Origin of the sequence: Variovorax atrisoli, assembly GCF_014195185.1 — a bacterium.
Classification (GTDB): domain Bacteria; phylum Pseudomonadota; class Gammaproteobacteria; order Burkholderiales; family Burkholderiaceae_C; genus Variovorax; species Variovorax atrisoli.
This window is the reverse complement of record NZ_JACIBG010000004.1, coordinates 432,974-453,932: the sequence shown is the minus strand read 5'-3', so window position 1 is coordinate 453,932 and position 20,959 is coordinate 432,974. Positions and strand designations below refer to the sequence as shown.

The 20,959-nt window shown below is 67.2% G+C and carries 20 protein-coding genes; 3 read left to right on the top strand and 17 right to left on the bottom strand.

The window, feature by feature from the left end; all coding sequences use genetic code 11:
• Window positions 1-41: 41 nt before the first annotated feature.
• The 3 genes from FHY06_RS17295 to FHY06_RS17285 are packed head-to-tail and all read left to right on the top strand — an operon-like array spanning window position 42 to window position 2,606.
• Window positions 42-977 carry a DMT family transporter gene (locus FHY06_RS17295; protein ID WP_184605878.1) on the top strand — a complete coding sequence of 312 codons (936 nt, stop codon included), beginning with the start codon at window positions 42-44 and terminating at the stop codon, window positions 975-977.
• Window positions 978-1,008: 31 nt separating this feature from the next.
• Window positions 1,009-1,752 carry an alpha/beta hydrolase gene (locus FHY06_RS17290; protein ID WP_184605877.1) on the top strand — a complete coding sequence of 248 codons (744 nt, stop codon included), beginning with the start codon at window positions 1,009-1,011 and terminating at the stop codon, window positions 1,750-1,752.
• A complete protein-coding gene (locus tag FHY06_RS17285; protein ID WP_184605876.1) occupies window positions 1,749-2,606 on the top strand; it encodes a hypothetical protein in 858 nt (285 codons plus the stop codon). The genes FHY06_RS17290 and FHY06_RS17285 overlap by 4 nt, the downstream gene beginning before the upstream one ends.
• Before the next feature lie 7 nt (window positions 2,607-2,613).
• Here FHY06_RS17285 and FHY06_RS17280 read toward each other — a convergent pair whose 3' ends face one another.
• From FHY06_RS17280 to FHY06_RS17200, 17 genes are all read right to left on the bottom strand, one after another.
• Window positions 2,614-3,285 (bottom strand): phytanoyl-CoA dioxygenase family protein, encoded by a 672-nt coding sequence (locus FHY06_RS17280; protein WP_184605875.1) that lies wholly within the window; start codon window positions 3,283-3,285, stop codon window positions 2,614-2,616.
• Window positions 3,286-3,319: 34 nt separating this feature from the next.
• The gene (locus FHY06_RS17275; RefSeq protein WP_184605874.1) at window positions 3,320-4,576 is read right to left on the bottom strand and encodes an oligosaccharide flippase family protein; all 1,257 of its coding nucleotides are present in this window, start codon (window positions 4,574-4,576) and stop codon (window positions 3,320-3,322) included.
• Between the two features lie 4 nt (window positions 4,577-4,580).
• Window positions 4,581-5,903, bottom strand: a complete 1,323-nt coding sequence (locus FHY06_RS17270; protein ID WP_184605873.1) for a hypothetical protein — start codon at window positions 5,901-5,903, stop codon at window positions 4,581-4,583.
• Entirely contained in the window at window positions 5,900-6,985 is a 1,086-nt protein-coding gene (locus FHY06_RS17265; protein WP_184605872.1) for a glycosyltransferase, read from the bottom strand. Before FHY06_RS17265 ends, FHY06_RS17270 begins: the two co-directional genes overlap by 4 nt.
• A 21-nt stretch (window positions 6,986-7,006) precedes the next feature.
• The gene (locus FHY06_RS17260) at window positions 7,007-8,155 is read right to left on the bottom strand and encodes a polysaccharide pyruvyl transferase family protein (protein WP_132800204.1); all 1,149 of its coding nucleotides are present in this window, start codon (window positions 8,153-8,155) and stop codon (window positions 7,007-7,009) included.
• Window positions 8,152-9,246 carry a hypothetical protein gene (locus FHY06_RS17255; RefSeq protein ID WP_240650013.1) on the bottom strand — a complete coding sequence of 365 codons (1,095 nt, stop codon included), beginning with the start codon at window positions 9,244-9,246 and terminating at the stop codon, window positions 8,152-8,154. The genes FHY06_RS17260 and FHY06_RS17255 overlap by 4 nt, the downstream gene beginning before the upstream one ends.
• A 138-nt stretch (window positions 9,247-9,384) precedes the next feature.
• Window positions 9,385-10,050 (bottom strand): sugar transferase, encoded by a 666-nt coding sequence (locus tag FHY06_RS17250; RefSeq protein WP_184605921.1) that lies wholly within the window; start codon window positions 10,048-10,050, stop codon window positions 9,385-9,387.
• Between the two features lie 392 nt (window positions 10,051-10,442).
• Window positions 10,443-12,704: a succinoglycan biosynthesis protein ExoP gene (locus tag FHY06_RS17245; protein WP_184605871.1), complete on the bottom strand. Its 2,262-nt coding sequence runs from the start codon at window positions 12,702-12,704 to the stop codon at window positions 10,443-10,445.
• Window positions 12,701-13,156: a low molecular weight protein-tyrosine-phosphatase gene (locus FHY06_RS17240; protein WP_019657989.1), complete on the bottom strand. Its 456-nt coding sequence runs from the start codon at window positions 13,154-13,156 to the stop codon at window positions 12,701-12,703. Before FHY06_RS17240 ends, FHY06_RS17245 begins: the two co-directional genes overlap by 4 nt.
• Window positions 13,153-14,331, bottom strand: a complete 1,179-nt coding sequence (locus FHY06_RS17235) for a polysaccharide biosynthesis/export family protein (protein WP_019657990.1) — start codon at window positions 14,329-14,331, stop codon at window positions 13,153-13,155. Before FHY06_RS17235 ends, FHY06_RS17240 begins: the two co-directional genes overlap by 4 nt.
• A gap of 662 nt (window positions 14,332-14,993) precedes the next feature.
• Complete coding sequence (locus FHY06_RS17230) at window positions 14,994-15,242, bottom strand: hypothetical protein (protein ID WP_184605870.1); 249 nt, start codon at window positions 15,240-15,242, stop codon at window positions 14,994-14,996.
• Between the two features lie 38 nt (window positions 15,243-15,280).
• Window positions 15,281-15,484, bottom strand: coding sequence for a hypothetical protein (locus tag FHY06_RS17225; protein WP_184605869.1), 204 nt, complete (start codon window positions 15,482-15,484; stop codon window positions 15,281-15,283).
• A 202-nt stretch (window positions 15,485-15,686) separates the two neighbouring features.
• Window positions 15,687-16,676 (bottom strand): 2-dehydropantoate 2-reductase, encoded by a 990-nt coding sequence (locus FHY06_RS17220; RefSeq protein ID WP_184605868.1) that lies wholly within the window; start codon window positions 16,674-16,676, stop codon window positions 15,687-15,689.
• Between the two features lie 18 nt (window positions 16,677-16,694).
• Window positions 16,695-17,495, bottom strand: coding sequence for a class II aldolase/adducin family protein (locus FHY06_RS17215; RefSeq protein ID WP_132800198.1), 801 nt, complete (start codon window positions 17,493-17,495; stop codon window positions 16,695-16,697).
• Between the two features lie 147 nt (window positions 17,496-17,642).
• Window positions 17,643-18,638, bottom strand: a complete 996-nt coding sequence (locus FHY06_RS17210; protein ID WP_019657995.1) for a Bug family tripartite tricarboxylate transporter substrate binding protein — start codon at window positions 18,636-18,638, stop codon at window positions 17,643-17,645.
• 37 nt (window positions 18,639-18,675) lie between these two features.
• Window positions 18,676-20,433, bottom strand: coding sequence for a dihydroxy-acid dehydratase (gene ilvD / locus FHY06_RS17205; RefSeq protein ID WP_019657996.1), 1,758 nt, complete (start codon window positions 20,431-20,433; stop codon window positions 18,676-18,678).
• 44 nt (window positions 20,434-20,477) lie between these two features.
• Window positions 20,478-20,948, bottom strand: a complete 471-nt coding sequence (locus FHY06_RS17200; protein WP_184605867.1) for a nuclear transport factor 2 family protein — start codon at window positions 20,946-20,948, stop codon at window positions 20,478-20,480.
• Window positions 20,949-20,959 lie beyond the last annotated feature (11 nt).

The following is a 20,959-nucleotide window of genomic DNA, read 5'->3' as shown; positions in this document are numbered from 1 at the left end:
GTGGGGCTCTCGGAAACGTTCACGGACGGCGCAAGCGAAGTATGGATTCAAAGACGAAGAGGCCGGCGGGCATCGGCCTCGCCGAAGTCATGCTGCTGCTGGTGGCGGCGGTGTGGGGCGGCAGCTACGCAGTGGCCAAGCAGGCGACGCAGCAGCTGCCGGTGCTGGAGTTCATCGCGCTGCGCTTCGGGCTGACCTTCCTCGTGCTGCTGCCCGCGCTGAAGCCGCTGTTCGGCGTCGGGTGGCAGCGGGGCCTCGCCGTCGGCGGCCTGCTCGGTGCGAACCTGCTGGCGATCTTCGTCTGCGAGACCTTCGGCGTGTCGCTCACCACGGCCAGCAATGCCGCCTTCCTCATCAGCCTGTGCGTCGCGCTCACGCCCTTCGTCGAATGGTGGCTGCTGGGGCAGCGCCCGGCGCGGCGCATGTTCCGGGCTGCCGGCCTGTCGGCGCTGGGCGCGGCGATGCTCTCGGCCACCTCGCCCGCGGAACTCTCGGTGGGCTGGGGCGATGGCCTGATGGTGATCGCGGCCTTCCTGCGCGCCGTGATGGTCTGCATGACGCGACGGCTCGCCGGGCACCATGCGATGCCGGCGCTGACGCTGACGGCGGTGCAGTCGGGCGTGATGGCCCTCGGCGCGGCGGCGCTCGCGCTCGTCGCCGCGCCGGCCGGCGGCGCATGGCACGTTCCGCCTGCCACGGCCTCCTTCTGGTGGGGCATGGCCTACCTCGTGCTGCTGTGCACTGTCTTCGCCTTCTTCGCGCAGAACCATGCGGCCTCGCGTTCGAGCCCGAGCCGCGTGTCGTTGCTGATGGGCAGCGAGCCGGTGTTCGGCGCGTTGATCGCGGCCTACGGCTTCGGCGAGCGCATCGGGCCGTGGGGCTGGGCAGGGGGCTTGCTGATCGTCTGCGCGGCGTGGTGGGTGACGATGCCGGCGAGGGAGACTCCGGGCCGCGTTGTCGCCGGCGATGCCGCCTGAAAGGGCGGGCGGGCCGTGTCATGCTCGCGCGATGAACGACGACTTCTCCGTTGATGCGGCCGATCAAACGCTGCGCGGCACGGTCACCGGCAACGCCGCTGGCGACGCGCCGAGCGTGCTGGCTCTGCACGGCGGCGGCCAGTCCTCGCGGCGCGGCATCCAGTACCTTCTCTCGGCTCTGGCGCGCGATGGCGTCGCGAGCGCCTCCTTCGACTTCTCCGGTCACGGAGACAGCACCGGCCAGGTCGAAGGCTCCAGCCTGAACGAACGCATGTCGCAGGCGCTGGCCGTGGCCGGCCACGTGGCGCCGGGGCGGCCGCTCTCGCTGATCGGCACGAGCATGGGCGGCCACGTCGCGTGCTCCCTGATCGAGCGGCTGCAGCCGCCCGCGCTGGTGCTCTTCTGCCCGGCAGCCTATGTGGCCCCGGCCCAGGACGCGCCCTTCGGCCCGAGCTTCCAGCAGATCCTGCGCTCGACCGTGGACTACGCGAACTCGCCGGCCTTCACGGCGCTCGAAGGCTTCGAAGGCCGCCTGCTGCTGGTCCACGGAACGCAGGACGCCGTGATTCCCGCGCAGGTCCTCGACCAGTACGAGCGCAGGGCCCGCAGGGCCGAGTCCGTCGAGGTCGTACGGCTCGAAGGCGCGGGGCACAAGCTGCACGACTGGCTCCAGTCCCGTCCACGGGACCACGGGCTTGTGCTCGATGCCGTGCTGCGGACGCTGGCCCCCGGGGCTCGGAGACAATCCGCGCCGGGAGGAATTTCGTTCACATGATTTCGAAGAAACAGGGAGCGCGCGCCGCTTGGCGCGCATGCGGCATCGCGCTGGCGGTCGCCGCCGTCTCGGCGCACGCCGAAACCGACGCGGCGGCACCCGCGGACCCGCAGCGATCGAAAGCCACGGAGGCCGTCGCAGGCGCGCCGGCCGTGCCTGTCGCACCCATATCGCCCGCCGCACCTGTCGAAGCGGTCGCACCTGCCGCGCCAGCGGCACCTCAGACCCGCGTGCGCTTCAGCCGGGGCATGTACAAGCCCGGGATCGAACAGCTTCGCGTGGTCCGCCGCGAGAACACGATGAACAACATCGCGGGGCAGGTCGCCCTGAACATCGCGCTGTCGGTCATCGCGGGCGGCGTGAGCGTCGGCGCGCAGGGCTTCTCGAAGGACGACCTCGGCGGCACCACGCTGGAGGCGCTCAAGGACGACCCGCTGGGCGTCAACCCCGCCATCAGCGAGCTGAACGATGCGCTCAGCAAGGTCGCCACCGACATCTACCGCAAGCGCGCCGAGGCGGCCTACGCCACGGCCCTGACCGACGGCTCCACGCCCGAGGAGATCGAGGAGGCGCGCAAGGTGCAGGCAGTGGCGGACACGCCGCTGCTTCCGGGCTCCTGGCACCTGGTCTACGAGAACCTGACCGGCTCGGACGAGCTGTATCGCCTGAAGTTCGGCGCCGAGCTCGGCCGCGCGGGCTTCATGCGTCCGCCGGCCGCGTGCTTCTATCAGTCGGAGCCGGTCGCATGGAACGAGTGGCAGGCCGACAACTGGCAGCGGCTGCGCGAGGAGCGCGCCAAGGCCGTGGCGCGCTGCACCGAGACGCTTTCGGCAACGCCCGAGAAGTTCTGGTGAAAGCGTCCTAGGCCGCGCGGAACGCCTGCATGGCCGCGGGCTGCCGGTTCAGCCCCAGCGCCAGAAGCTCGTCGTCGGCGCACAGGATCGCGAAGGCGCGGTGCTTCTCGCCGAAGCTCATGACCGGGCCCGAGTGGTGGAGCGAACGGTGGTTGAAAGCCACCACGTCGCCCGGGTCGACCTCGTAGCCCACGATGTCGAAGGCGCCGCGGTTGGATTCGATGTCGGGCAGATCGATGGCCGGCACTTCACCGGACTGGCCTGCGATCCGGTAGCCGGTCTTCCAGAGGTGGGAGCCGCGCACCACTTCCGGCGCGGTCTCGCGCGGCATGTGGTCCACCGGCATCCACAGGTGGACGATGCGGTGGCTGTCGGCCAGCCCGCAGGACACGTCCTGGTGCCAGTGCGCTGCGGTCGCGGCGCTCACGTCCTTGTCGAAGAGCAGTTCGTCGCAGGTCCAGCCCAGTCGGCGGTTCACCGTCAGCTGGCCGGCGATCTCGCTGGCGCCCGATTCGGACACCACGTGCTGCAGCAGCAGGCCGTCGCGCCGCTGTCGGAGGCCGGCGCGCGCCAGCTCTATCCATTCGGGCGAGACGATACCGCGCAGGCACACGACGCCATCCCGCAGGAAGCGGAGGCGCTCGTCGAAGCTCACGCCGCGAAGCAGTGGGTTGCTCATCAGGATCTCCTCGTCCGGCGCCGGCCCTTGGGGCTCAGGCGCATTGCTCCCCTTTGTTCCCGTCAGCCCCGCTCGCCCGCACCAGGAAGAACAGCCAGCCGACCATCAGCGCGGCCATGCAGGCGAAGCCCCACGTCATGGCGTGGATGGTCTGGATGTAGGAAACGGGCCGTCCGGCCGCGAGCATCGCGACCGCGAACACCACCGCGCCCACCACCGAGCACAGCAGCAGGGCACCTGGCCGCGACGCGGCCCTGAAGCCGGTGCGCAGGCACATGGTGAGCCCGAAGATCGCGGGCGCGTAGAAGAAGGGCGAGAAGTCCATGCCCCGGTAGTTCGCGCCGAAGGCCAGCACCACGAGGTGCGGCCCCAGCAGGCCAAGCGCCACGCCCACGGCCTCGGCGACCACGAAGCCGAGCAGCACGAAGCCGGTGAAGTCGCGCAGCGACTTCTTCCTCCTGGCGTCGTCCGCCGACTTCCAGTTGGCCGCCAGCTGCGGCAGCAGGTAGTAGCCCAGCGCCGACAGCACGTACTGCATCGGCAGCAGGAAGGTGATGTAGATCTTCAGCAGGCCGCCCTGCTCGGCATCGGCCGAGGAGCCCAGCAGCAGGATGGCGCCGCCGGTCATGATCCAGCTCATGAACTGCGAGAGGCTGGCCTTCCAGCCGTAGGCCATCGATTCGCGCGCCGTCAGGCCGTGGGCGTCCTTCGCGGCCGGCAGCGGAAGGACGGTGTGGCGCGTGTTCGCGAGCACCAGGAAGAGAAAGGGCAGCTGCAGCACCGAGACCAGCAGCAGCGCCTCCTTCCAGCCCGCGGGCCTGGCGGCATTCAGCACGACGACGTAGCCCGCCGAGATCAGCGCGCCCGAGACGCACAGCACGCCGTAGCGCCGCCCCGCGAGCAGCAGGCTGCGCGAGATCCAGAAGATCTCGTAGCCCACGATCAGCGCCACGCCCACCCAGTGCAGCTGCCCCGGGAACGCGGCGATCTGCCATGCCAGGAAGCCCAGCAGCGAGAACAGCACCACCAGCGCCCAGGTCCGCCAGGCGGAGGAGCGGTCGGCGTAATGGCGCCGGATCAGCAGGGGCTCGTGCACCATCGCCATGTGCAGGATGTACTGGAAGCTGATCACCGCGAGGAACGCGGAGGCCACGCCGAAGTCCGCGGGCGAAAGCACGCGGGCCAGCGCGAAGCTGAGCAGCAGCTGGCTCGCGCTGTAGATGCACTGGTCGGCGACGGCATAGATGGGACCGCCGAGGCGTTTGCCGAGTCCGGAGAGCCGTTGCTTCATCCACCTAGCCCGAGATGGAAAGCAGCACCGGGCTGGAGGTCGCCTTCACGCTGAAGCCCTCGCCCGAACGGCTGCCGCAGCTGCCTTCGCGCATCTGCGGGAAGAAGTCGACGCGCGTGCACTTCGCGCCCGCGGCCGCGGGCACCGACACGCTCTGCTCCGCGCCCTGCGTCCAGACCACGTGCAGCATCGACTCGCCGCGGCGCAGCACCAGCCGGCTCGCGCCGCGCGCGTCGTCGTAGGAGACCTTCTGCGAGTGCCGCGCGATCTTCAGGAACTCGGTCAGCGCCGAGTAGGCCTCCTTCTTCTCGCCGGACTTCGACATGAGCCCGAAGTTGTCTTCCTTGGAGAAGTACGACTGGCCGCGGTCGCGCCACGAGTACAGGTTCAGCAGCCGGATGCCGGCCGCGACGTTGATCAGGTACTCCCTGAAGATCAGCGAAGCCTGCGCGCCCTGGTTGCGCACCGGCATGTACGAGGCGTAGCCCCATTCGGAGGCGACGATGCCGGTCTTGTTCAGCTGGCGCCTGTCGAGCTGCGCGCGCAGCCTCTGGTAGTCGGCCAGCGCGGTCTCGGGCACCGAACGGTAGGGGTGGATGGAGATGTCCGTCAGGCAGTCGCTGCGCGCGGCGGAGACGAAGGCGTCTTCCAGCTCCGAGGGCACCTTCCCCCCACCGCCGCCTCCCCCGCCGCCGACGAAGGGCAGCTTCGCGAAGCCGAAGCCGACGATGATGTCCGGGCGGATCTGCCGCTGCGCGAGCCGCTCGCACAGCGCCGAGGTGGCCGCGCCGAAGTCGCGCACCAGAGCGGGCTGCAGGAAGGTCTTGTTGTCGGGCTCGTTCCACACTTCCCAGATGGCGACGTCGGCCGAGTGCGCCTTGATGAAGTCGGCCGCGAAGTCGGCGAAGCGGTCTTCCTTGCTGCCGCTGCCGCTGCCGCTGCCGCTGCCGCTGCCGCTGCCGCCACCGCCGCCGCGCATGTCGCCGGGCTCGTGGCCCCAGATCTCCTTGCCGCCGAACAGCGTGACCATGGCATCGAGCCTGGCCTTGCGCACGCGCTGGATCAGCTTCGAATAGTCGGTGAGCCCCGGATTCACGCTCCTGATCGGCGGACGCACGCCGAAGCGCACGAACTCGAAGCCGGCCGCACGGATCTCGCGCAGGTCGTCGTCGGTGATGGTCGCGGGATCGATCTGCACGCTCAGGGAGACCGGGTACTCCGAACTCAGCGTGCCGATGCCCCTGGCATGCGCCGAAGCGGCCGGCACGACCGAGGCGGCCGCGAAGAGCAGGGCGCCCAGCAGGCTGGCGAGGGTCTTCTTCTTCATGGCAGTACCGACTCCTTGTACAGGTCGACGATGGCGGCGTTCATGCGCTGCGAGGTGAACTTCTCCTCGAAGATCCGCCGGCCGGTCCGGCCCATCTCGCGCAGGGTCTCGATGGGCATGCGGTCGATCTCGCGCAGCATCTGGTCGATGTGCTCCAGCTCGAAGAGCCGGCCGCTGCGGCCGTTCTCGACGATGTCGACCAGGCCGCCGACGGCCGATGCGAACACCGCCTTGCTCCTGGCCATCGCCTCGACCGCGACCAGCCCGAAGCCTTCCCAGCGCGAGGGCACGACGATGGCGTCGCACGACTGGTAGACCGCGTCGAGCGAGTCCTTCTCTAGCCAGCCCTTGAACTCGACGCGCTCGGGCTGGGCGAGCTGCAGGTCCTTGCGCACCGCGTCGCCGACCACGATCAGCCTGAAGTCGGGCCGCACGCGGGCGTAGGCGTCCAGCAGCAGGTCGATGCCCTTCTGCCGGTCGAGCCGGCCGACGAACAGGATGGTGCGCGGCGCAGGCCTGCCTGCGCCCTCGGGCGGCTGCGGCTCGGGCGCGGGGGCCGCGTCGGTGCTCACGGCATCGATGCCGTTGGGAATGCAGGTGCAGCGCCGAATGCCCGATTCGGCCGCGATCCGCACCTCGTGGCGGCTGATGCAGATGATGGCGTCGCTGCGCGAGGACAGCAGCCGCTCGATCCAGCGGTAGGCCGACTTCTTGTAACGCGACGCTGCCTGGTCGAAGGCCCAGCCGTGCGAGCAGTAGACGATCTTCACCTCGCGCGGGATCTGGCCCAGCAGCGCCATCGAGCGCACGATGCCGCCGGCGATCGAGCTGTGCAGGTGCAGCACCGAGGGCCGCTCCGACTCGATGATCTTCTTCACCCGTTTGGCGTAGCCCACCAGCGACAGCGGGCTGCGCGCGGTGGGCACCACGTGCGCGCTCTCGGGGCTCAGCCAGTCGACCTGCCCGGGCAGGATGAACTTCACTTGGCTGATCTCCGGCGAGTTGCGCTGGAAGTTCGAGACGATCCGGAGATAGGTCTCCAGCCCGCCCTTGAGCGTTTCCGCGACGTGCAGGACTTTCATGGCTTTCTCGCTCCTCGCTGCTCAGATCAGTGCGTGGGTGCCGGCGATGACTTCGGACTGGAGTTCGCCCAGCCGGTGCGGGTCGTTGCGCTGCCGAAGCAGGTTCAGCACGCTGGCCTTCAGCTCGTCATGGCGCGGCGAGAGGCCGAACAGGAACTCGGTGCGGTTCGTGAGCCGGAAGAAGGACTCGACCTTCTTGTCCCAGTTCATGCCGATGGACGGGATGCTCAGGCTGTAGGCGACGATGTTCGCGTGCAGCCGGTGCGCCGCGATGCAGGAGCAGGCGCTGATCAGCGCGACCAGGTCGTCGGGGCGCTTCGGCACGGCGAAGGAGAAATCGTCCGCCGCCGCGGTGCGCTCGGAGATCTCGGCGAGCACGCGGTTGTCCTCCGCCGCGCCGTTGGTGAAGTACAGCACCCGCGCGCCCTCGGCCCGCAAGGCCTGCGCGAGGCCCGAGAAGAACTCGGCCGAGCCGCCGGCGCGCTTGCTGCCGTATTCGGAGTTCATCACCAGCGCGTCGAGGCTGCTGACGCAGATGCCCACGTCCCACTTCTTCTCGGGCGACAGTTCCTCGGAGAAGGCGCTCGCGCAGACCAGTGCCGGATCGGGCACCACGCTGATGCGGCTGCGCGGGATGCGGAAGAACGCGTGCAGGTTGTTGGCCGAGTCCACGTCGCGCGTGGCGTAGTAGACCGGCGCGGCGTTCTGGAAGAACTTGCCCACGAGCAGCCTTCCCCAGAACGACCACCTGCCCGTGACGCCGACCGACACCACCGCCACCCGCTTTCCGCGCAGCAGCCTGCCTAGGAAGAAGAGCTTCGACGGGAAGTTCAGCGCCACGTCGCAGAAGAGCTGGCCGCCGCCGATCAGCACCAGGTCGGCATCGGCCACCGCCGCCTGCCATTGCCGGCGCCAGCTCAGCAGGTAGTTCTTCAGGCAGTAGGCGAAGACGATGGCGGAGCGCAGCAGCGAGGGCAGCTTCTGGAAGATGCCGAAGGCGCCGCCGCCGCGCAGGTTGGATTCGTCGAAGCCCACGCGCCCGGCGATGTCGAGGAACTCGACCTTCGCCTCCGGGTACTTCATGGCCGCGATGTGGGCCAGCGACGCCGCGATGACGCCGTCGCCCAGGTTGTCGCTGAAGGGCACAGCGCAGATCAGGATCTTTTTCATCTTGGAATACCTGCAACGGGTCTCTGATTTCCGGAAACCTTGATGGCGATCAGATAAAGCATCACCGAGGTCAGGTGCCGGGTGAAACTGCCGAGGTCCGGTTCGAATATCAATTGGACGAGGATGTGGGCGACGAAAAGGCTGCCGAAGAAACGGGGCTCGAATTCCCCTGGATTCCGCCTCGACCTTCGCCGCGCCTTGTAGAGGATGAGCAGCATCGCCACGATCATCATCTGCATGAACGCATCGCTCGGAGTGTGGAAATAGATGACGGGTGTGATCAGCACCGTCGCCGCATAGACGTAATTCACCAGGAATCCGGGACCGGTGGCGGGCGAGGCGATATTGGTGAATGCAGTGCGGTTGTCGCTGCCGATCTGCTCCGCGTACGCATTGGAGGTGTCGCGCGGCGATTGCAGCGTCTGCAGGAGATTGGAAGGCGCCGCCATGATGGCGCCGGCGGCCAGGATCGCGGCCAGTAAATGGTATTTGAGCGGCCGCCGCCAGAGCCAGTGCACGGCAAAGAACGCGCCGACGATCAGGAGATAGTAATTCCGGACGAAAACGCCGTAGATCGCATAAAGGCCCAGGAATGCGCCGATGGTGAGAAATTTCGATGTCCGGAAATAGATCGTCGTCACCGTGATGCACATGGTCATGATGAGCACCACCGTCTCCTTCGACGGCGCAAACATGTTCAGCATGATGCAGGGCGCGATCAGCAGCAGCCTGGAAAAGAAATCACCGGCCCGGCGGATATTGCGCGTCGCGAAGAAAAGAAATACCGCGCTGCTGGCGCAGGTGAATACGTCGAGATTGTTCGATCCGATGATGCTGAAAAGCGCAGCCGTCACGGCGAACGAATTGTCCATTTCGTCCGTGCCGCCGTAATTCAGGATCTCGAGGATCTTGGCCGAGTCGACGCTCCATTTCTCGGGAAGCATCTCCCTGAAGAACGCGTAGATGACCACGTACACGAGCACGATCAGCACTCCCGCCACGGAATACGGGTTGAAGCGGCGCGAGCCCCTTCTTCCCGCGGCCATCGGGGGGCGTGCTTGCGCGGCCGGCGCTGCAATGGCGTGGCTCATCGGCATGTGGATTCCGATCCGATCGATTCCAAAGCGAAGGAAGGTCTGTCCGGCCTTGCGGCGTGGACTGCGTGAAAGACTTGCTCCCGGGCGGCGGGGCCGGAGCCGGGGCAGCCGGTCAGCAGGGGATGGCGGAACTCACCGCGACCCGTGACCGGCAGCGACCACCCAGATGGTCCTGAAGAAGATGTCGAGGTCCTTCCCGACGGAAAGGGTTTCGACATACCTCACGTCGAGCGCGACGCGCGCGTTGTAGGTCAGCTGGTTGCGCCCGCTGACCTGCCAGAGGCCGGTGATGCCGGGCCGCACCGCGCAGTAGTGCGACCAGCTCTGGCCGTAGAGCTCCTTCTGCTCCAGCATGCAGGGACGCGGGCCGATCAGGCTCATGTCGCCCACCAGCACGTTCCAGAATTGCGGCAATTCGTCCAGGCTGGTCTTGCGGATGAATTTGCCAAAACGAGTGATGCGCGGATCGTGGTCGAGCTTCTGGTATTCGTCCCACTGGCGCCGCGCCTCGGGGTCGTTCTTCAGGTGTTCCTCCAGCACCTGCGCCGAATTGGCGATCATCGAGCGGAATTTGTAGAAGCGGAATACGCGCCCGTTCTTGCCGTACCTCGGCTGGTAATAGAGCACCGGCGCACCCGAGCTCGCGAAGACGCAAAGCCCCAGCAGCACGAAAAGCCAGCCGAAGGCGATGAAGAAGAAAAGGGCGGCGCTGATGTCCACCGATCTTTTCGCGACTTTCAGCAATGGCGAATGGTTGATTCCGGAGTGGGACCCTGATCGAGATGGACCGCGCGACATGCCGGCGCCTGCGTCGATGTCCCAGCCCTGCGGTACGAGCGACTCCTCCGAATGGAGGTTTCCCACGGGGTCTTTCCATCCGGATTTGAAGCGCGACAATATTTCCCGTCGAAATGCTTTCATTTTTTGACGCACCTTTCCTCATGCGGGCAATTGCCCGCAGATCCTCGGTTATGGCCCTGTTTTTTTGGCCGACACTATCCGCACAAATGCCTCTTGGTGCCTGCGTATGCACGCACTATTGCGCGGCCAAATGACTCGATGAAGGCAATACGAATGAATTAACGATCATTTGTAATGCCTTTTGATGCCGAATACTATTTGAGTATTCAATCAATGTGAGAGACCGAAATCCGTCGCATGATTTTGAATTTAACTCCAATTCAGACGGTCTAAGTGGAATCCCTGTTGGTATTGTATGTGTATTGCAACTGTTTGTAAGCGCCATATTTGTAGCCGCCGCTTCCGGCATGCCTGCGGCTTAAATCAATAGCATTCAGAATTACGCCATTTACGCTCCTGCCTGCATGGGCGAGCCTTCTGACGGTCTCGTTCAATTCGCCGAGCTGGGTTTTCTCGGCACGCGCCACCAGCAGCAGGGTGCTGGCCAGCGGCGCCACCGAGGCGGTGTCGGCGGCCACCAGCACCGGGGCCGTGTCGATCACGACCAGGTCGTACAGCGGCGACAGCTTCTCCAGCACCTCCACGAACGACTCGCTGGTGAGCAGCTCCGCCGGGTTGGGCGGCAGCACTCCGGTGGTGATGACGTCCAGGTTGGGCAGCACGGCAGGGCGGATGGCCTGCTCGAGGCTCAGCGTGCCGGCGATCAGCTCCGACAGCCCCGCGGAGCGCGGGATCGAGAAGAACTGGCTGACCCGGCCCTTGCGCAGGTCGGCGTCGACCAGCAGCACCCGCTTGCCCGTGGCCGCGCTGATCGCCGCGAAGTTCACCGAGACGAAGGTCTTGCCCACGCCCGGCGTCGCGCCCGAGATCAGCAGGCGGTTGTTGGTCGCCTCCAGCATCGCGAACTGCAGCGCGGTGCGCAGGCTGCGCAGGCTCTCCACCGCCGGGTCTTCCGGCTGCAGGTGCGCGAGCACGTGCTTGCCGGCCACCTTGTTCTCGATGTTCCTGTCGATGGTGCGCTGCGCAGTGCTCAGCGGGACGCTGCTGTAGACGTTGAGGCCGGTGTGGCTCTCGATCTCCGCCGGGTTGCGGATGCCGCCGAAGAACGAGCTGCGCGCGATCGCCGCGCCCAGGCCCGCCGCCAGCCCGAGGATCGCCGCCAGCGCGATGACCAGCGGCCGTTTCGGCCACACCGGCTCTTCGGGAACGATGGCCTCGTCGAGCAGGCGCACGTTGCCGACCTTGCCTTCCTTCGCCAGCCGCATCTGCAGCGAGCTGTTGAGGAGCGACACGTAGAGGTCCGTGTTGACCTTGATGTCGCGCTGCATGCGCACCGTGTTCTGCTGCAGCTCGGGCATCTTGCGGATGCGTGCGTCGACGGCGGCCAGCGCGCTCTTCCATGCGGCGACCTGCGCGTCGAGCGTCTGCACGCTCGGGTGCTCGTTCGTGAAGCGCGAGGTGAGCTCGCGCCGCTTCTGCTCGGCCTCCAGCAGCTTGGACTGCAGGTCCACCGTCTGGGCCAGCGCGTTCCTCGCCTCGTCGTCGAGGCTCACGGTGCCGTTCTGGTTGCGGTAGCGGTTGTAGATGTCTTCGGACTGCTCGAGCTGCTTCTTGAACTGGGGCAGCGCACCATCGAGGAAGCCCAGCGTCTTCTCGGCCTCGGCCGCCTTGCGCTCCATGTTCTGCCGCACGTAGAGCCGGCCGATCTCGTTGAGCAGCTGCGTCAGCTTCTCGGGGTCGGGGTTCTTCCAGCTCACGTCGAGCACGCCCGACTGCTTGCCCTTCTCGACCACCTTGAGCGCGTCCTGCAGCGCCAGCAGGGTGAGCTGCGCGGAAGAGCGCACCAGCACGAACTGCGCGCGGGGCCTGGCTTCGATGCTGCTCACCATCAGGCTCAGGTTGCCGTTGGCGACGCCGGGCAGCTTCGCCTCCAGCAGCGTGCCGACGGTGCCCTTCAAAGGCGCTTCGATGTCGGCGCTGCTCAGTTCGTAGCTGCCGTCGGTGCCCAGGGTCAGCGTGAACGGCTTGTCCTCGAAGTCGGCGGGCACGTCGAAGCGGGGCACGAGGATCTTCTCGGTGCCCGTCACGTAGCCCGACAGCCCCATGAAGCCGGGCTCCGAAAGCCCGGTGGCGCGGCGCGCGAGCCAGCTGCCCACGAAGGGCGCATAGCGCGGCCGTGCGCTGATGTAGAGCTTGGTGTTCTCCACCGCCTTGCCGAGGATGGCGCGCGATCGCAGGATCTCGATCTCGCCCGCGGCCGGCGTCTTCACGCTCAGCAGCGAGGAGGCCGCATCGCCGAGGAAGCTGCCCGCGGAGTTGCCACTGTCCTCCACCTGCACCGCGAGATTGGCCTCGTAGACCGGCTTGCCGAGGAAGGCGTAGGCCGTGCCCAGCAGCACCGCCACGAGGGCGATGGCCGCGACGAGCCAGCGGTTGTCGATCAGGATGTCGAGGTACTCGGCCAGGTTGATGCCATCACCATCCTCTTCCATGGCTTGCAGCGGCAGCGCGGCTTGCTGGGTTGCGTTCATGTCGGTTGCTGCTCGGGTTTCGTGATTTTCAGAATGCGGTCGATCCACGCGCGCGCGCCGGCATCGATCAGCGCCAGGGCATGCTCGAACGCAGCCTCGTCCTTGCCGTAGGGGTCGGGCACGTCGTGGCCCTCGAACTCGGCGATGCGGAACACCTTGCCCCGCACGAAGGGGTAGGCCGTCTCCAGATGGCGGCGCTGGTCGCGGTCCATCACCAGGATCAGGTCGGCCTGCCGGCACAGCAGCTGGCTCACCTGCTGCGCGACGTGGCCCGAGATGTCGATGCCGCGCAGCTGCATGAGCCTGCGCGCGGTGGCGTCCGCCGGCCGGCCGACGAGCGCGCCCGTGCCGGCCGAGAACACTCGCAGCTGCGGCAGGCCTGCGGCGAGCAGGCCTTCCGCCATCGGGCTTCGGCAGATGTTGCCGATGCAGACTGTCAGCACGGATCTCATCGGTGGTTCATGTAGACGCGGTCGCCGATGTCGAGCACCTGCGCTGCGGGAAGGATCAGGCTGGCCACGCGGTTCCAGCTGGCCAGCGGCACGGAGTCGATGTAGACCACGTCGCGCGGCTGCAGCGGAAAGCGGTCGGCCAGTGCGAGCGCGGCCGGGTTCTTCGCGTTCAGGTGGAAGACCGAGGGCGTGCTCGTCGCATCGGTGCCCTCGCCGTTGCGGTTGTTCCGCACGACGTAGATCTGCCCCGTGTTCGCCGTGCCCAGGTTCGCGCTGCCGGCCTCGCCCAGCGCCTCGTTGAGGCTGAGCCGGCCGTTGTGCATGTTCAGCGCCGAGGGCTTGAGCACCTCGCCCATCACGAACACCTTGCTCTCGTCGCGGTTGCGCACCTGCACCACGTCGCCGTTGTGCAGCGGGATGCGGCTCGCGCCGATGCCGATGTCCTGCAGCCTCGGCAGGTCGATCAGCGTGGTCCTGTCGCCGCGCGTGAGCGTGATGAACGAGCGGTCGCCCGCGGCGGTGATGCCCCCCGCGCGGTTGAGCGCCTCGGCCAGCGTCATCGGCACGTCGGTGAAGATCTGCAGGCCCGGCGAGTTCACCTCGCCCTCGACGAAGGCGCGGCGGCTGCGGAAGGACTGGATGCGCACCGTCACCTGCGGGTCCTTGATGTACCTGGCGATCTGCCTGGCGATCAGGTCGGAGGCCTCGATCTCGGTGAGGCCCTGCATCTTCACGCGTCCGATGTAGGGAAAGCTGATCTGCCCCGAGGCGTCGACGATGAAGCCGGGCGCCACGCTGATGCCGGTGGGGTCCACCTGCTGGGAGATCACGGCGCCGGCATGCGGCAGCAGCTCGGGATGGTCGTAGACGATGACGCCCACCACGTCGCCCGGCCCGATCGTGTAGGGCGGCGCTTCGCCGAACAGCGCCTTCACGTCCGGCGGCACCGCCGTGGGCCGTGCGTCGGACATGGCCCTGATGAGGCTGGGCGAGATCGGCACCAGCCCGCCCTCGGCCGGCATGCCGTCGGCCGCCAGTGCCGGCGCCGGACTCCGGTCGGGCTCGTAGGCCGCCACCGAGCCGAAGCCCGGCGCGCAGCCCTGAAGCGCCAACGCCCCAACCAGGGCGGCACTCCAACCCGTCAGGTACAGGTAGCGTGACAAATGGAACTCCATTGCGAACTTGGGTTATTTCAAAAACTGCGATTCCACATGCAAAGCCCGAGCCTGAAATTGCTCGATTGCACCGGTTAATTCTTTTTGATGAATTCGAATTGACCGGGGCCCCGTCGATTTATCGGCAGGCCTGCAGGAGCGCGAATTCTCGCTGCCTTCGCGAGGCGACTTTTTGGTGGAGTAGACGCAAATGACGTGTCTATTCGTGCGTCGACCACGCCGCCCAGAGGGTCATGCCGGAACATGGCCTGCGGAGTGCGTTTTTCACTCGGAAAAGGGGGTGTGCACTGCCCGTTTTGCAGGCACTTCCGAAGCCGCTGAATTGCGACCTATTTATTACCCCGCACCGTCGGGAGATTGTGGTTTTCGTTCCACAAAGTCAGGTCCCATAGGGTTTTTGATATTGCGTTCGATTTTGTAATGAGATGTATCGAAGTAGGAATCGACCGACAAGGCGTGGGCCGGGAGCATCAACTTGCCTGCTGGAGGCGACAGTGCATCGTGGGGTGGTGTTGTCGGCGTTCCATCCCCCTGCGCCGCTCTGGAATTACGGTTTTCTGATTAATCCCGAAGCGGGGACGCCCCGTGTCGGGGCTGAAATCACCAAGTGCGTGCAATGACGTTCCATTCGGCTGAATAGTGATTTCAGCCTAATTGGAAGGCTATTCGTGCAGGTTCGGAATTTCTTCGATGCGGACAAAACTTTCGTATTGCCTTTTGAGCTTGGCGCTTTTGGGCGCCAGGATGTGTTTCATATTTCGATCATTGAAACGTGCGTAATGGCCGTCGCGATCGAAATAAATCAGAAAAAAGAGTTCATCCGTGCCCCATGAGATGGCGCAGGGTGTACGAATCGAAGAGAAATCCGGTGCCGATCGCCGGCGAATTGAATGCGAATGTTTCTGCGCCACGGCCGTGGCGTCCAGGCCCGTTGCAGGCCCGGCTTTGTCTAATCTTCGCGATCGTCGCCCGGGTGGCCGAGCTGCTTCTTGGCGGAGCGAACGCCCCGCACCACCAGATAGAGGGCACCGCCGGCCACCACCACGAAGCCGGCCACCGCGAGGCCGCCCATGCCGAAGGCCCACCACCAGAACAGGCCGCTGATGGGCAGCAGCACCAGCGCCACCAGCAGCTCGATGAAGATCAAACGCATCCGTCTCCCCTTGTGCTCGGACATGCATGCAGCCTTGGTGGTGTGTAATAAATCGCTACGTGCATTTTTGAGTGGCGAGAGGATAGCCCAAGAAGAAAGGCGCAGGTACAGGGTTTGCGGCCCCCGCAATCCCCGCCCCCGTCTCTTTTCAGTCTGCGGGCCGAACCTGTGCGCGGCCTGACTCTGGCCGGTGGCCCGGTGCTCAGTAGAGCCCGAGCTGCCGCGTGCGCAGCCGCGCCAGTCCCAGCAGCGCGTCGGTGAACGGCGTGGCCACGGCGGTCAGCTCGCCCAGTTCGCGCACCACCGTCACCAGCGCGTCGAGCTCCACCGAGCGCCCGGCCTCCACGTCCTGCAGCATGGAAGTCTTGAAGGCGCCCAGCTTTTTGGTGATCTCGTGCCGGTCTTCCGGGCTCTGGGTGATCTCGATGCCGATGCGCCGGCCGATCTCCTTGGCCTCCAGCATCACCGCCGAGATGAAGCCGCGCACGTAGTCGTCGCCCATGATCAGGTCGGTGGTGCAGCCGGTGAGGGCGCTGATCGGGTTCACCGTCATGTTGCCCCAGAGCTTGAACCACACGTCCTTCTGGATCTGCGGCGACAGCGTGGTGTCGACGCCGGCCCTGTTGAGCAGCGCCAGCAGCTTCTGCACGCGCGGCGTGGCCTCGCCCGAGGGCTCGCCGATGATCAGCCCGTTGCCGAAGTGGTGCCGCACCACGCCCGGCGCGTCGAGCGAGCAGCTCGCGTGTACCACGCAGCCGACCACGTTGCGCGAGGGAATGGCGCGCGCGATGGCGCCTTCGGGGTCCACCGCCGCGAGCCGGTGGCCGCTGATCGGGCCGCCGAAGCCGCCTTCCAGGAACCACCACGGCACGCCGTTCATCGCCACCAGCACGATGGTGTCGGCGCCGATCAGCGGCCCGATGCGCTCGGCGACACCGGCCAGCGCCGGTGCCTTCACCGCGATGACCACCAGGTCCTGCACGCCGAGCGACTCCGGGTCGGCCACCGCGTTGACCGGCACGCGCGTGCGCACCTCTCCGCCCGCGCTGCCGCGCATCAGCGACAGGCCGTCGCGTTGCAGGGCCTCGAGCGTGGCGCCGCGTGCCACCACGTTCAGCCGTTCGCCCGCCTGGGCGAGGCCGACGCCGATCCATCCGCCGATCGCGCCGGCGCCGTAAATGCAGATCTTCATGAGCTCGGTCGCTTCGGTTCAGTTGCGGTACGAGGCGTCGATGCGGTCCACCTGCCGCACCAGCGCGTTGAAAACGTCCTGGCCCGCGCCGTGCTCGGGGCTGAACTGCAGCGCGTCGCGCGTGCAGCGCCGCGCGATCTCCTCGCTCACCGGGATGGCCTGGCCCATGGAGAAGGTCGCCATCTGGATCTCGCAGGCGCGCTGCAGCGTCCACAGGATCGCGAAGGTCTGCGGCAGCGTCTGCCCCCAGGCCAGCAGGCCATGGTTGCGAAGGATCACCGCGTTGCGGTCGCCGATGCTCTTCAGGAGGCGCGGGCCTTCGTCGGCATGGATCGTGATGCCCTCGAAGTCGTGGTACGCCACCATGTCGTGCAGCTGCGCCGTATAGAAATTGGTCTGCTGCAGGCCGCCCTGCAGGCAGGCCACGGCCACGCCGGCCGTGGTGTGCGTGTGCATCACGCAGTGCGCGCCCTCCAGCCCGTCGTGGATGGCCGCATGCACCGTGAAGCCGGCCGGGTTCACCGGGTACGACGAACCGTCGAGCACATTGCCCTGCAGGTCGATCTTCACCAGGTTGCTGGCCGTGACCTCGCTGTAGTGCAGGCCGAAGGGGTTGATGAGGAACTGCTTCTCGCCGCCGGTCACGCTGTCGGGCAGCCGCACCGTGATGTGGTTGTAGATCATCTCGGTCCAGCCCAGCATCGCGAACACGCGATAGCAGGCCGCGAGCTGCTCGCGCGCGGCGCGCTCGTCCGGATGGATCGAGGGATGGACAAGCGCAGACGTGGAAGACGGCGCGGCGGTGGCGATTGCGTTCATGGCAGTTCCTTCTATCTGGATGGCTCGCCCACCGCGTCCGCCTCTGCCCTTAAGAAGGAACACCGCGGAGCCGGCTTTGCCGGGCCGCCGGGTGTTGCCCTTCGAGGGGGATTCGGCTACACGAAGTGAACGAGAAACGGGGGTGGTCTATCCCTCCGCGGTGAAGCCGACCTCTTTCACGATCGGCCCCCACTTGGCGGTGTCCTTCTTCAGCAGTTCCGTCAGCTCGGCCGGGGTGGAGGACATCGCCTCCAGCCCGAAGGTGCCGAGACCGTCGATCACGTCCTTCTGCACGAGCGCGTTCTTCATCGCCGCGTTCAGCTTCGCCACCAGTTCGGGCGAGGCCTTGGCCGGCAGGAAGAAGGCGAACCATTCGCTGTGCGCCATGTCCTTCAGGCCCTGTTCGCCGAAGGTGGGCACCTCGGGAGCGAAGCGGCTGCGCTTGGCGCCGGACACGCCCAGGATGCGCACCTTGCCCGTGGGCAGGTGCTGCGTGATGTCGCCGATGGGGCCCGAGACCGCCGAGATGTTGCCGCCCAGCAGGTCGAGCATGGCCGGCTGCGTGCCGCGGTAGGCCGCGTGCTTGAGCTCCACGCCGCCCTTCTTGCCCAGCAGCGCACCGATGAAGTGCGGCGTGGAGCCCGCGGCCGGCGAGCCGTAGTTGGCGCCGGCCGGGTTCGCCTTGGCCCAGGCCAGGAACTCGGGCACGGTCTTCACGCTGGCCGGTACCGCCGGGCCCACCGCGAAGCCGAAGTCGAAGATGCACGCCAGGCTCACCGGCGTGATGTCGACCATCGGGTCGTACGGCAGCTTCTTGTAGATGTGCGGGTAGATCGTGAGGATCGAGGTCGGCGTCTGCAGGATGGTGCTGCCGTCGGCCGGGCGGCCCTTGACGTAGCCCACGGCGATCTGCCCGCCTGCGCCGGTGCGGTTGTCGACGACCACGGTCTTCGCGTAGTCGCCGCCGAGCTTGGTCGCCAGGCGGCGGCAGGTGGTGTCGGAGGTGCCGCCGGCCGCGAAGCCGGTGACGATGGTGGCGGTCTCGAGGTTGGTCGTCGCCTGCGCGAAGACGTTCTGGCCGAGGCTGGCGATCAGGGCGGATGCGCTGGTGGTCTGCAGGATCTGGCGGCGCGTGAAGCTCATGGTGTCTCTCTCCGGACGGTGGTTGTGGAGGGGTCGATCAAGACTCGTCGCGCAGCCAGGTGACCGCGCCCGAGTGGGTCACGGCGCCCTGGTGGGCAGGGCGCACGGTGAGCGCGTATTTTTCCAGCAGGCCGCCTCGCGCGACCCCCGCGTTTACCTCACGTCCGGCAAGCCGCGACGCGATTTCCTCGGCCGTCAGGTCGACCGTGATCGAGCGCGCCTGCGCGCGCGCGTCGATGGACACCATGTCGCCGTCGCGCAGCGCCGCGATAGGGCCGCCGTCCGCCGCCTCGGGCCCGGCGTAGCCGATGCACAGGCCGCGCGTCGCGCCGGAGAAGCGCCCGTCGGTCAGCAGCGCCACCTTGTCGCCCATGCCCTGGCCATAGAGCAGGGCGGTGATGCCCAGCATCTCGCGCATGCCCGGGCTGCCCTTGGGCCCTTCGTTGCGGATCACGATCACGTCGCCCGCCTCGTAGCGGCGGTTCTGCACGGCGGCCTGCGCCTCTTCCTCGGAATTGAAGACCCGCGCCGGGCCGCGGTGCACCAGCGTCTTCAGCCCGGCCGTCTTCAGCAGCGCGCCGTCGGGGCACAGGTTGCCCTTGAGCACCGCCAGCCCGCCGTCGCGCGTGATCGGGTTGCCCGCCTCGCGCACCACGCGGCCGTCCGGAGCCAGCGCGCCGGCCAGTTCCTCGGCCATCGTGCGGCCGGTGAAGGTGAGCGCGTCGCCGTGCAGGAAGCCCTGCTCCAGCAGCGTGCGCAGGATCACGCCCGCGCCGCCGATGTAGAACACGTCGCGCGCCAGGTACTTGCCGCCCGGGCGCAGGTCGGCGACGAGCGGGGTGCGGGCAAAGATCTCGGCCACGTCGTCGAGGTGGAACCTGATGCCCGCCTCGTGCGCGATGGCCGGCAGGTGCAGCGCCGCGTTGGTCGAGCCGCCCGTGGCCGACACGATGGCGCAGGCGTTCTCCAGCGCCTTGCGCGTGACGATGTCGCGCGGCAGTGGGCCGTCGCCCATGACCGCCTTCATGAGCTGCTTCGCAGCGCGGCGCATCAGCGGCGCGCGTTCGCTGAACACGGCGGGCACCATGCTGGAGCCGATCGGCGCCAGGCCCAGCGCCTCCGACACCATGCCCATGGTGTTGGCCGTGAACTGCCCCGCGCAGGCGCCGGCCGTGGGCAGGCAGGCGCGGCTCATGGCGTCGAGTTCGTCGTGCGTCGCGGTGCCTGCCAGCACCTTGCCGATGGTCTCGTAGGTGTCGACCACGTTGAGGTCCTGCCCGTCGGGGCCCGGCATCTGGCCCGGCAGCGCCGAGCCGCCGTGCACGAACACGCTGGGCACGTTGCAGCGGACCATGCCCATCATCAGCCCCGGCAGGTTCTTGTCGCAGGCGCCGATGGCGAAGATGCCGTCCCACTGGTGGCCCCGCGTGGAGGCTTCCACGCTGTCGGCGATGAGCTCGCGCGAGATCAGCGAGAAGCGCATGCCCGAGTGCGCCATCGTCAACCCGTCGCTGATCGACACCACCGGGCACTCGTGGGGCGTGCCGCCGCCGGCGTAGATGCCGGTCTTGGCGTGCTGCGCCTGCTCGCGCAGGTTGAGGTTGCACGGGCTCATCTCGCCGCCGGTGTGGAACACGCCGACGTGCGGGCGCGCGATGTCCTCGTCGTCCTGGCCCAGCGCGTGCAGGAAGCTGCGCGTGGTCGCGCGGATCGTGCCCTCGCGGATGGTGGCGGAGCGGAAGCGCCTGCTGCTGTCGTTGCTGCGGCTGTCGTTCGTGTCGTCGGGCTTGGTCATCGGGCTGGCGTCGGCTGGCGGGTTGTATTGCGCAAGGAGGGCGGTCAGAACATGCCGTTCCTGTTGGCGGCGGTCTCGGGCACGGGCTGCACCACGTCCCAGTGTTCGACGATCTTCCCGTTCTCGAGCTTGAAGATGTCGACGATGGCGCTGCCGCGCGTGCCCGGCTCGCGGATCGCGTTGACGTGCAGGATCACGTAGTCGCCGTCGACGAAGCTGCGCTTGATCTCGCTCCTGGAGTTCGGGAACTTCTCGCGCAGGAAGGCGATGAACTTGCGGAAGCCCTCGGGGCCGTCGGCCGCCGTGGGGTTGTGCTGCACGTAGCGGTTGCCCACGTACTTCAGGGCCGCGTCGGCGTCCTTCTGGTTCAGGCCCTTCTCATAGAAGGCGAGCACCGCCTGGCGGTTCGCCTCCTGCTGGGCGGTGGTTCCGGGCTTGCCGCCGCCCATGGGCGCGCAGGCGGCGAGGAACAGGGTGGCGGCCGCGGCCATCGCGGCGAGGGTGGTGCGTTGCATTGCAGGTGCTC